Annotated in this window: 7 protein-coding genes; 4 read left to right on the forward strand and 3 right to left on the reverse strand. The window is 72.2% G+C overall.

Going from position 1 to position 12,349, the window contains the following annotated elements; translation table 11 throughout:
• Window positions 1-6 precede the first annotated feature (6 nt).
• Window positions 7-2,196 carry an ATP-dependent Clp protease ATP-binding subunit gene (locus tag ACZ6JE_RS08890; protein ID WP_464318728.1) on the reverse strand — a complete coding sequence of 730 codons (2,190 nt, stop codon included), beginning with the start codon at window positions 2,194-2,196 and terminating at the stop codon, window positions 7-9.
• Between the two features lie 153 nt (window positions 2,197-2,349).
• Here ACZ6JE_RS08890 and ACZ6JE_RS08895 point away from each other — a divergent pair, with 153 nt between their 5' ends.
• From ACZ6JE_RS08895 to ACZ6JE_RS08910, 4 genes are all read left to right on the forward strand, one after another.
• Window positions 2,350-6,147 carry a hypothetical protein gene (locus tag ACZ6JE_RS08895; protein ID WP_464318729.1) on the forward strand — a complete coding sequence of 1,266 codons (3,798 nt, stop codon included), beginning with the start codon at window positions 2,350-2,352 and terminating at the stop codon, window positions 6,145-6,147.
• Between the two features lie 53 nt (window positions 6,148-6,200).
• Window positions 6,201-6,635: a DUF3060 domain-containing protein gene (locus ACZ6JE_RS08900; RefSeq protein ID WP_192061588.1), complete on the forward strand. Its 435-nt coding sequence runs from the start codon at window positions 6,201-6,203 to the stop codon at window positions 6,633-6,635.
• A 160-nt stretch (window positions 6,636-6,795) separates the two neighbouring features.
• Window positions 6,796-10,236: an Ig-like domain-containing protein gene (locus ACZ6JE_RS08905; protein WP_464318730.1), complete on the forward strand. Its 3,441-nt coding sequence runs from the start codon at window positions 6,796-6,798 to the stop codon at window positions 10,234-10,236.
• Window positions 10,224-10,721 (forward strand): pilus assembly protein CpaE, encoded by a 498-nt coding sequence (locus ACZ6JE_RS08910; protein WP_192061590.1) that lies wholly within the window; start codon window positions 10,224-10,226, stop codon window positions 10,719-10,721. The genes ACZ6JE_RS08905 and ACZ6JE_RS08910 overlap by 13 nt, the downstream gene beginning before the upstream one ends.
• A gap of 17 nt (window positions 10,722-10,738) precedes the next feature.
• On the opposite strand, the gene ACZ6JE_RS08915 is transcribed toward ACZ6JE_RS08910, so the two are convergent.
• Together ACZ6JE_RS08915 and ACZ6JE_RS08920 are read right to left on the reverse strand one after the other, a co-directional pair.
• Window positions 10,739-11,890 carry a class I SAM-dependent methyltransferase gene (locus ACZ6JE_RS08915; RefSeq protein WP_464318731.1) on the reverse strand — a complete coding sequence of 384 codons (1,152 nt, stop codon included), beginning with the start codon at window positions 11,888-11,890 and terminating at the stop codon, window positions 10,739-10,741.
• A gap of 34 nt (window positions 11,891-11,924) precedes the next feature.
• On the reverse strand, window positions 11,925-12,332 hold the full coding sequence (locus ACZ6JE_RS08920) for a heat shock protein transcriptional repressor HspR (protein WP_192061599.1): 408 nt from the start codon (window positions 12,330-12,332) through the stop codon (window positions 11,925-11,927).
• Between the last annotated feature and the right edge of the window lie 17 nt (window positions 12,333-12,349).

Genomic DNA, 12,349 nt, shown 5'->3' on the forward strand with positions numbered 1-12,349 from the left:
TCGGGTCTAGGGCAGGTCGTCGAGCACCTCGGCCTCGGGTTCGACCACGTCGAAGCGGGCGACCGTGAGCGAGTCGCCTCCCGGAGCGACCTCGACGCGGACGGTGTCGCCGTCGACGACGTCGCAGCCGAGCAGCGCCATCGCGAGCTTGTCGTCGATCTGCCGCTGCATCAGCCGGCGCAGCGGTCGTGCGCCGTAGATCGGGTCGTGCCCGCGCTCCGCGAGCCAGGCGCGGGCGTCTGGGGTGACCGCCAGCGACAGGCGACGATCGGTCAGGCGGCGGCCGAGACGGTCGACGTAGAGCGACACGATCTGCCCGAGGTCGTCGGCGGTGAGCGTCGAGAACACCACGATGTCGTCGAGACGGTTCACGAACTCGGGCTTGAAGGCCTGCCGGACGAGCCCCTGCACGAGCTCCTCCTTCTCGGGGTCGCTCAGGGTCGGATCGGTGATGACCTGCGACCCGAGGTTCGAGGTCAGCACGAGGATCGTGTTCCGGAAGTCGACCGTGCGCCCCTGGCCGTCGGTCAGCCGGCCGTCGTCGAGCACCTGCAGCAGCACGTCGAAGACCTCGGGGTGCGCCTTCTCGACCTCGTCCATCAGCACGATGCTGTACGGACGGCGGCGGACGGCCTCGGTCAGCTGACCGCCGGCCTCGTACCCGACGTACCCGGGAGGCGCGCCCACGAGACGGGACACGCTGTGCTTCTCGCCGTACTCGCTCATGTCGATGCGGACGAGGGCCTTCTCGTCGTCGAAGAGGAAGTCGGCGAGCGCCTTGGCGAGCTCGGTCTTGCCGACGCCGGTCGGCCCGAGGAACAGGAACGAGCCCGTGGGGCGGTCGGGGTCGCTGATGCCCGCGCGGGTGCGCCGGACGGCCTCGCTGACCGCCGAGACGGCCGCGCGTTGACCGATGATGCGCCTCCCGAGCTCGCTCTCGAGGTGCAGCAGCTTCTCGGTCTCGCCGCTGAGGAGGCGCCCCACCGGGATGCCCGTCCAGGCCGCGACGACCTCGGCGATGTCGGAGTCGGCGACCGAGTCGCTGACCAGGCGGTCGCCGGACTTCTCGAACGACTCGGCGTCGTGCAGTCTCTTCTCGATGTCGGGGATGCGTTCGTAGCTGATGCGGGCGGCGTCCTCGTAGCGTCCCTCGCGGAGCGCCCGGTCGGCGTCGATGCGCGCCTCGTTGAGGTCGCTGCGGAGGGTGCCGATGCCCTGCAGGGCCGCCTTCTCGGCCTGCCACCGTGCGTTCAGATCGTCGTAGGCGGCCTGCTGCTGCTCGATCTGCTCCCGCAGGGCGGCGAGTCGGGCCTTCGCCGCGTCGTCGGTCTCCTTCTTGAGGGCTAGCTCTTCGATCTGGAGGCGCACCAGGCCCCGGTAGAGCTGGTCGAGCTCGACCGGCGACGAGTCGATCTCCATCTTGAGTCGCGAGCCCGCCTCGTCGACGAGGTCGATGGCCTTGTCGGGCAGCTGGCGACTGGGGATGTAGCGGTTCGACAGGGAGGCGGCCGCCACGAGGGCGCCGTCGGTGATCGTGACACCGTGATGCGCCTCGTAGCGCTCTTTGAGGCCACGCAGGATGGCCACGGTGTCCTCCACGCTCGGCTCGCCGACGTAGACCTGCTGGAACCGGCGCTCGAGCGCGGCGTCCTTCTCGATGTACTGGCGGTACTCGTCGAGGGTGGTGGCGCCGATCAGACGGAGCTCGCCCCGGGCGAGCATCGGCTTGAGCATGTTCGAGGCGGCGACCGAGCCCTCACCGCCGCCGGCGCCCATCAGCGTGTGCAGCTCGTCGATGAACGTGATCACCTGGCCGTCGCTCTTGGTGATCTCCTTGAGGACGTCCTTCAGGCGCTCCTCGAACTCGCCCCGGTACTTCGCGCCGGCCACGAGGGCGGCCAGGTCGAGGCTGATGAGCCGCTTGTCTTTGAGACTGTCGGCGACGTCGCCGGCCACGATGCGCTGCGCGAGACCCTCGACGACGGCGGTCTTGCCGACACCGGGCTCGCCGATCAGCACGGGGTTGTTCTTGGTGCGGCGGGTCAGGACCTGGCTGATGCGGCGGATCTCGGAGTCGCGACCGATGACGGGGTCGAGCTTGCCGCTGCGGGCGATCGCGGTGAGGTCGACGCCGTACTTCTCGAGAGCCGACTTCTGCTTCTGGTCGGAGGCCGGGGCACCCTGCATGTTCGCCATGGAACAGCCTTTCTCGAAACTTGAGTGGGACGGACTCAAGTTTACGCGCGGGCGCTCGAAACACAAGCGGTCCTCTGTTTGGAATTACAGATGTTTTAAGTAAGCATGTCATCTGCTGCGCCGCGTCCGACGGCGCCTCACGAAAGCGATCACATGAGAAGAACCATCCGGAGACTGCTGACCGGCGGGGTCGTCGCAGCACTCCTCGCCGGGGGCATGACCCTCCCCGCGTCAGCAGCGCCTGCGCCCACCTCGTTCAGTTCACCATTGGTCTTCCAGAATCCCACGGGCGGTTACATCGCCTACTCCCCCGGGCCACCTGTCGGCGACATCGAAATGCGGAGCTTCCGCGCGACGACCCACGCGACCTACTCTCAAGCCGCTGGGTCGGCCGTCTCGGTCTCTCTGCCGGACCCCGGCGCCGGCGACGCCATCGTCAAACTCGCCGGCGGTGAATGCCTGACCACCCTCGATGGGGCGGGGCCGGGTCGCACCCTCGTCGCATCGAAGGCCTACTGCGGCGGGTACGGCTACACCTGGTCCGTCACGCGGGATGGCCGCGTCATCTCGTTCTTCGGCTCCACGGGCATGGGGCCGACCCAGCCAGCTCAGACGGGATACTGGCCGTTCACCGGTCTGCGCCCTCTCCTCTCCGCCGGAGGCTATCCGCTCGGAGGCAGCCGATTCGAGGCCGACCCGCTCGTCGTGCGCGTCGACCGCGTGAACGACATCGCCCGCACAGCCGTCCTGTCGGGTACGGCGACGAAGAACGCCCAGGTCCGAGCTCAGGGTCGGACGACGACCGCGGACCCGACGACCGGCATCTGGTCGCTCGATGTCCGTGATCTCGCGGTAGGGGCCAACAACATCGATGTGATCCAGCGAGTCGGAGGCGTCGATCGGGACACCCAGACGGCACGCATCGACATCGTCGAGGGCGGGCGAGTGGTGCCGGCGCCGGTCTCGCGCGTCGAGCTGGCGCGAGGCGGCGAGACCGAGGTGCCCTTCATCGTCTCGAACCGAGCCGTCCGAGCGAGCATGACGGGCGTCGTCGAGCTGACGGCCCCCGAGGGGTCGACCTTCACACCGGGGCAGACACGCGTCACCGCAGGCGTGAACACCGCCGGCGAGGGCTCGACCTGGACCCCGCTTCCCCGTCTCGACCTCACGAACGGCCGGGTCGGAGACGGCGGCCGGACGATGACCTTCGATCTGGCCAGCGGCTCGGGGACTCTGGCCGCGGGTCAGTACTACCGCTACGGGCTGTCCGTGACGACCCCCGCCTCCTCGGCTCCCCTCGAGTCGAGCATGAGCTACGTGTACCGCGGCGACAGCTCGGCCGGCGACTACCGGGCCGCCGGCAGCACCGCGACCACCGTCGTGGGCTCGGCGGACATCGACACCCGCGTAGGGGCCAGCACGCCCGGCGGCACCACGGACTGGGGACGCAGCGACGTCCAGGCGACCGAGGTGCAGGGGGCGATGACGCTGACCGCCCCCGAGAGCACCCGCTTCGCCGACGCCGAGGCCCGGCGCACCTCCGACGACACGGCCCGCGACGACCACCGCGTCGCCTACTCGAACGATCGACGCACGGTCACGATCGACGGGCCGACCGACGGCTCCGCGGTCTGGGGCTCCGCGCACCAGTACGCCGCGTTCCGTCTGACCCTCGACGCCGACTCCGAGCCCGGTGCCGTGCTGACGGGCGGCGAGGTCGCCGTCCGCGGCGCCGGCGGTGCCACGCTGGCCGAAGGGGCGTTCCAGGTCGCGGTCGACGAGGCCGTGCCCACCCTGACCGCCGAGATCACCCTGCTCGACGACGTCACACGACCCGCCACCATCGGCGGCGTCGGCGACGACGGAGGCACGGTGACCGTCCGTGAGGGCGACGCCGTGCTCGGTGAGGCGCGCGTCGTCGACGGTCGCTGGTCGCTCGACGTCCCCGTCTCGGTCGGACCCGGCCGCCACACCCTCACGGCCTCGCAGTCGGTCGACGGACGCCCGTTCGGCAGCGTCGAGGCCGCGCTCGACCTCGGCGCCGCCGTCGACGTCGTCGAACCGGCGAACGGCAAGATCGTCCCCGGCCGGACGACCGTGCGGGGCACGGGCGCACCCCGAGCCGAGATCACCGTCACCGCGGCGGGCACCACGGTCGACACGACCGTCACAGCGGACGGAGCCTGGGAGGCGCGGGTCGAGATCCGCCCCGGCCACACCGCCGTCGCCGTGACCGCGTCGCAGCACGCCCGCGGCGACATCGTCACCACCGACACGGCGCAGGTCGTGCCGGACGCCCCGCAGGAGCTCCGCGAGGTGCTCATCACCGAGCCGTCGTCGCACTTCTACACGCCGCTCGAGGGCACCATCGTCGAGGGGACGGCCACGCCGTACGCGAGCGTCGACATCCGCGTCCAGTGGGGCTTCACCATCGCCACGGTCGAGGCCGACGTCGACGGTCGATGGGCCTTCGATAGGGCGTTCGGGCCCTCGGCCCGGTACGAGCTGACGGCCACGCAGACGCTGGTCGACGGCAAGACGTCGTCCTCCCCCGTCTTCGAGCTGTACGCCGACGGCTCGTTCGTGCCCGTCATCGTGACCAGCCACGAAGACGGCGGCACCTACGTGCCCGGCAGCGTGACCTTCACCGGCCGTGCGACGCAGGGCGCCTACATCGAGGCGCGCAATCAGTACGATCGCCTGCTGTTCTCGACCCGCGCCTCCCAGATGGCCGGCGTCTGGACGGCCTCGACCGGACTCGGACCCGTCGCGACGTACGAGATCACCGTCACCCAGAAGGCCCCCGACGGCACGACGGGGCAGACCAGGCTGACCCTCTCGCCCGACCTGCCGTTCCGCGACCTGGCGGTGACCAGCCATGTCGACGGGGAGACGTACCGGCCGGGTCCCGTGCTGTTCACCGGCACGGGCACGCCGACCGGACGCGTCGTCGCGACGAACCAGTTCGGCGTCGTCGTCGGCGAGACCACGATCGCCACGGACGGCAGCTGGTCGTTCCGACGCGATCTCGGACCGGACGCCGATTACGACCTGACGTTCACCCAGCGGTTCCGTGACGAGGAGGACTCGGTGCGACTGCGCCTGCTCGCCCCCGTCTGGCAGCCGATCACGATGACCAGCCCGTCGATCGGCGACCGCTACACGCCGGGCGAACCGACCGAGTTCACCGGCCGGGCCACCCCCTTCTCGACCATCACGGCCACCACCGCGCTCGGCGGGACGCTCTTCTCGGTCGAGACGGGAGCCGACGGCGTCTGGCGGAGCACCCGGGTCTACGGCCCGGACAACGTGTACCGGATCGACATCGCCCAGGTGGCGCGGAACGGCCGCACCGACTCCCTCGACACCTTCGTCTGGGCTCCGGACCTCCCGTGGGCACCGCTCGCCGTGACCAGTCACGTCTCCGGCGAGACCTACCGGCCGGGCGAGATCGAGCTGCGCGGGACGGGAGCCCCCGGTGCCGTGGTCGAGATCACGAACCAGTGGGGGACCCTGATGGGCCGCCCCGAGGTCGGCGGCGACGGGACCTGGTCGATGCGCCGGACTCTCGGACCGACCGCGGACTACGTGCTGCGCCTGGTCATGACGAAGGACGGACGACAGGACGAGATCGCGGGGTTCGAGCTCCGCTCTCCCCGGTTCAGCGACATCGAGCTGACCGCCCCGAGCCCCGGCGAGGGATACATCGAGGGTCGCGACTACACGGTGACGGGGCGGGCGACGCCGTTCGCCACCATCCGCGCGACGACGTCCCTCGGCAATCCGCTCTTCGAGACCACGGCGGACCGCGACGGTCGGTGGGCCCACACCCGGCGCTTCGGCCCCACGCACGTCTACGTGATCGACCTCACGCAGGAGACGCGCGCCGGAGAGACCGGCGGGTACCCGCGATTCACGTTCGCACCGGCCGACGAGGCGGGCGGCTCCTGATGCGGGCCACCCGGCGCGCCACGACAGACGAGACGATCGACGAGAGGAACACCATGACCAGACGACCGACGCGATCCCTGCGACTCCTCGCGGCCCTCGGGGCGGCGGCGCTCCTGACCGGATGCACCACCGGTGACGACGATCCGGACGGGGGCCCGTCGTCACCGACGCCGGCCGTCGCGACGACGGAGGCGAGCCAGACCGTCTACGGAGAGTGCGTCGACGGGGTGGCCACCATCCTCGCCGACGACCTCGACGGACGCTTCGAGCTCGGCGACTGCTCGACCGTGAGCGTCGTCGGGGTGGACGGCGACATCGTCCTCGGCCAGGTCGAGCGCCTCGTCCTCGAGGGCGACCGGAACACCGTCGTCGTCGCGGAGGTCGCACACGTCGCGTTCGGCGGGAACGGCAACGTCGTCGAGCACGGCGGCGCCGAACCCGAGGTCGTCGACGACGGCGACGAGAACCGGATCGCGCCGACCGACTGAGTCCGCGGAGCGGCACGACGCGCACCACCCAGAGGGGCATCGCCGGCGGCGGTGCCCCTCTGGCATGTCGTCCGTGTCGCTTATTCCGATGACATGTGTCATTAATGAGAGTCGTGATCCTCGACCGGGATCCTCCGACGACCAGAAAGACGACCAGCACATGAAACGACTCCCTCAGGCGGCGGGCGCTCTCGCTCTCGCCGCCGTCCTGCTCGGCGGGGTCCTCACGCCGCCGGCGGTGGCGTCGACCGTCACCCCGAATCCGTTCACGACCCCGCTGGCGTTCCGCTCGGCCGACGGCGGCTACGTGGCCTACCGGGAGAGCCCCGAACCCGACGACGACGGCCGGTACTCGTTCCGCGCCACCCGGCACGCGGAGCTGGCCGATGCGCTCACCACCGCCACGCGCGTGGCCCTGCCCGAGCCCGGCGCGGCGGCGGCTCCGGTCAGCCTGCCCACCGGCGACGCGTGCCTGACGTCCCTGCCGGTCGGATCCGACGCGCTCACGCTCGTCGCCGCGCCCGACGCCTGCGACGACCCCGCGGGGCTCTGGCTGGTGACGCGCGAGGGTCAGGTGCGGCCCTCGTCGGGCGACGTCGGACTCGGCGCGGTCCAGGCGGCCGACCCGTCGGTGTGGCCCAACACGGGCCTCCGACCCGCGCTGACGGCACCGGCGGCGCCCCTCGCCGACCGACGGTTCGATCGCCGCCCGCTCGAGGCCGAGCTGGTCCAGGTGAACGACATCGCCCGCACGGCCGTCATCACGGGAACGGCCACCTCGTTCGCCTCCGTGCGGGTCGGTGCCGTGCGGGCCGACGTCCGAGAGGACGGGACCTTCCGGATCACCGCGACGCGACTCGCCATCGGGCACAACGAGCTCCGGATCGAGCAGGTCGTGGCCGGCGAGGTCGTCGACGCGGTCGCCCTCGACGCCGACGTCGTCGACGGCGGCCGCATCCTCCCCGCGGCAGGCCCCACCGTCGACCTCGAGCGCGGATCCGACACCGGCGTGCTCCTCGGAGTCACGACGATCGACGACTTCGCCCGCCTCGAGGGCGTGGCCGAGATCACCGCGCCGAGCGGCACGACCCTCTCGGCGGGCCAGACGACGCTGTCCGCCGAACGTCGCGGCTCCGACGGGACGTGGGCGCCCGACACCAGGCTGGATCTCGTCGGCGGGACGACCGCGGCCGACGGTCGCCGCGCCTCCTACGATCTGCACTGGCGTGATGCGGCCGAGGTGCTGCCGTCCGGGAGCGAGGTCCGGTGGACGGTCGACGTCGCCACGCCGGCATCCGCGTCCGCTGCGGCGGGTTCGCTCGGCTTCGGCTTCTCGGGGACGGGTGCCCCCAGCGACTTCCGCGCCGTCGGCTCGACGCCGACCACCATCACGGTGCCGCCCCGCGAGGTGACGGCCCAGGTGACGCTGCCCGACGCGCTCGACGAGCGTGCGGTGGTGTCCGGCGAAGGCCACGAGGGGGCTCGCATCGAGATGAGCGTCGACGACGCCCCTCTCGGGACGACCGAGGTCGTCGACGAGGCCTGGGCGCTCGAGATCGACCCCGACCTCGGCCCGGATCGGCACGTGCTCGACGTCGTGCAGAGCATCGACGGCGCACCCGCCGGACGCACGAGCGCCGAGGTCGACTTCGGACCGGCGGTCGACCTGGTCGCGCCCGTCTCGGGCCAGGTCGTCCCCGGCGGGACGACCGTGTCGGGCACCGGTGCGCCCGGGGCCGAGGTCACCGTGGAGGTCGACGGCCGCTCGGAGACCGCGGCCGTCGTGGACGGCGCGTGGTCCGTCGAGGTGGAGCTGCCGCCGTCGCACGACGAGAGCACCATCGAGGTCGCCCAGCGGGCACGGGGAGACGTCCGGTCGGCCGACCGGGTGCGGGTCGTCGCGGACGCTCGACAGGAGCTCTCGCCGGTCGTCGTCGACGGACCGGCCGACGGCTGGTACCGCAGCGGCGAAGCCACCACCCTCTCGGGGACGGCGACGCCGTACGCCCGCGTCGTGGTCCGCAACCAGTGGACGAACGAGGCCGGTCGCGCCGTGGCGGACGCCGACGGCGCCTGGTCGTTCGAACGCGCGTGGGGGCCGACGGCCGCCTACCGGCTGACCGCGACGCAGACCCTGGTCGACGGCCGCACCTCGTCGTCGGCCGAGTTCACCCTGCTCCCCCTGGGCTCGTTCCGAGCACTCGAGGTCACCAGCCACGCGGCGAACGACAGCTACGTGCCGGGCCTCACGACCTTCAGCGGCGTCGCGACCCCCGGGGCGTGGGTGACGGCGACCAACCAGTGGGATCGACGCCTCTTCGCCACGCGGGCGTCGCAGACCACCGGCGAGTGGAGCGCGCCGGCCGAACTCGGTCCGGTGGCCGACTACGACGTGCGGATCTCGCAGACGGCGCCCGACGGGCAGCCCGACCAGGTCCGACTGCGCCTGACGCCCATCATCGGGTGGGTGCCGGCGACCGTGACCAGCCACGTCGACGGCGGCGAGTACGTGCCGGGTCCCGTGACGCTGGCCGGCGCGGGCACTCCCCGGGCGACGATCGCCATCACCAACCAGTGGGGCGTCTCGATGGGCACCACGACCGTCGGCACCGACGGGCGCTGGTCGGTCCGTCGCGACATGGGGCCTCGAGCCTCGTACGCGCTGACCGTCGTCCAGACCCGCGGATCGGAGACGAACACCGTCGAGCTCGTGCTGAACCCGCCGGCCTGGCGGGCACTGCAGCTGCTCAGCCCGGAGGTCGGCGACCGCTACGAGCCGGGTGCGCGGACCGAGTTCCGCGGAGTCGCGACTCCGCACTCGACCGTGACGGTGACGACCGACCTCGGCTCGGTGCTCTTCCAGGCGCCGGTCGCCGCGGACGGCACCTGGTCGAACACCCGGGCGTACGGCCCCGTCCGGACGTACACGCTGACGATCGAGCAGGCGGCGACGACCGACCAGGGCGACGCGCTGCGGTTCGTCTGGGCGCCCGACATCGCCCTGCGGCCGGTCGCCGTGACCAGCCACGACGACGGCGAGACCTACCGCCCGGGTCCCGTCACGCTCGGCGGCACGGGCACGCCAGGCGCCACCGTGCGGGTGACGAACCAGTGGGGTGCGGCCATGGGCACGTCGGAGGTCGATCTCGACGGCCGCTGGAGCATCCAGCGCGAGCTCGGGCCGCGGAGCGACTACATCCTCACCGTGCAGCAGGACAGAGCGGGCGAGACCGACGAGACGCGCCTCACCCTCCTCGCACCCGTCTGGCAGCGCATGACCATCGACTCCCCGGTGGTCGACGACGGTTACGACAGGGACGTCGACGTGAGGTTCGCCGGACGCGCGACGCCGTTCGCGACGATCGACGTCTCGACGGCCTCCGGGGTGCAGCTCGCGGCCCCCACGGCCGACCGGAACGGCGACTGGTCGTTCACCCGCCGGTTCGGCCCCGAGCACGTGTACACGCTCGTCTTCACGCAGCAGGCCGCGGGCCACGCCGACGACGCGCTCGACCCGATCCGGTTCGGGCCGGCCGGCGCCCGAGGCGCGTCGGGCCGCATCGGCTCGGGCGAGCGCAGACTGGGACGATGCTCGATGTGACTCTGGCCCGCCGCCTCCACGACGCCGGGCTGCGCTGGCATCCGACCACCGGCGACCGGTTCGTCATCGATCGAGGCGAGTTCGTCGGCGACGTCTTCACCATCAGCGAGATGACCATCGAGGCCCACGAGTACCCGACGGGCACCGTCCTCGGCTTCAACGGGACGACCGAGTGGGCGCTCGACTCCGTCGCCGCCGACCAGTCGCTCTGGCTGCCCCGGGAAGACCAGCTGAGGGCCCTGCTGGCGCGGTCGTTCCGCTCGTTGACCCGCGCCTCCTCGGCCGACGGCGACGGCGACGGCGACGGCTCCGGCGACACGGCCACGGCCACGGACGTCGACGAGGCGGACCCGACAGCCGAGCGGATCGTCTACGAGGTCCGGGTCGACTCGTCGGGCGGAGAGCGCGTCTTCCGGGCCGCCGACCCCGAGGACGCCTACGCCGCCGCCCTGCTGGCCTACATCGACGCGTCACTGAGCCTCTAGGCCGGCTCGAGCCGACCTCAGCGTCGGACGGAGACCGTCACCGTGAACTTGGCGGTGCGGGCGACCTGTCGCGTGGGGCCCACGGCGCGCTCGAGCGCACCGCGGTAGGCGAGCGGCGAGTTCCACACGCACCAGAGCTCGCCGCCGGGGGCGAGCATCCGAGCCGCGGCGTCGAACAGCTTGTGCGCGATGCCGGCATGCACCGTCGCCCCGACGTGGAACGGCGGATTGAGCAGCACCAGATCGACCGCCCCGTCGGGGATCAACGACCCGGCGTCGTCGCGCCGCACCTCCACCCGGTCGGCGACCCCGTTGGCGGCGGCCGTCGCCTCAGCAGACGACACGGCGGCCCACGACTGGTCGGTGGCGATCACCCGCCAGCCGGGGTGGTCGCGCGCCCACGACGTGGCGAGCACGCCCGTTCCGCAGCCGAGATCGACCGCGAGCGGGGTCTCGTGCGCAGGCGAAGCCCCGGGCCTAGCCCCCGGCGCAGCCCCGGGCTCCACCCCGCTGAGCGCCTCGAGCAGCGCCCGCGTGCCGATGTCGACGGTGGATCCGGCGAACGCGGCGCCGTGGGCGACGACGACCAGATCACCGTGGCGGGAGGTGCGCGGCCAGTCGGGCGCGCCTCCTCGGACCGGCCCCGTCGCGGTGACGACGCGCGACTTCTGTCGGGCCAGCCCCGCCGTCACCGAGGCGAAGCGACGCGCGAGGACGTCGTTCATCGCGGTGGTCATGTGCTTGACGCGCCCGCCGGCAAAGACCTGGACGTCGGGGTCGGCGTGCCGGGCCACGAGCGCCGCGATCTCGTCGAGGGCGTCGAGCCCCCGGGGCAGCTGCAGCAGCACGACCCGGGCGCCGTCGACGAGCGCGGCGTCGAGCGCATGCCCGACGACCACGGCCGACGACCCCAGCCTCTCGCTGTTGGCGGCGAGCGCCAGTTCGCCCGAACGGCCGTCCTGGTGCGAGCGGATCGGGTGCGCGCCGACGAGGTCGGCTGCGCCGAGGGCGAGGGCGCCGTAGCGATCGCCGATCACCGTGACCCGGTCGGGATGGGCGACCAGCGCCTCCTCGGCGGTGTCGAGCAGCAGCCGGTCGGTGGCGTCGTGGGCCAGCAGCTCGGGCGCCTCGACGTCGGGCCATCGGCGGAGCCGGTCGAAGTCGATCACCCCGACACGGTACCGGTGCGGCGGTGAGCCCGCGTCAGCGGAGCGGACGCCAGACGACGAGCGACGTCTGGCGTGCCGGGCGGGTGCCGTGCTTGAGCGGCACCACGCCGCTCTCGCCGGCGGCGAAGACGCGGCTGCCGGGGCGGTTGACGAGCTCGTCGGCGAGTGCCCGCTCGAGCTCGCGCACCCGCGAGTTCAGGGCGGTCACCTGGTTCTCGAGCTCGAGGATGCGCTTGATGCCCTCGAGCGAGACGCCCTCGCCGCCGAGGCGCGAGATCTCGCGCAGCTGCACGACGTCGCGCATCGAGTAGCGACGCGACTTGCCGGCCGTCCGCTGCGGCACGACCAGACCGAGCCGGTCGTACTGCCGCAGCGTCTGAGCGTGCATGCCGGCCAGCTCGGCCGCGGTCGCGATGGCGAAGATCGGCGACGACTCGTCCATCGCCCAGCCGGTCGCCG

The organism is Frigoribacterium sp. AC759, assembly GCF_979256015.1.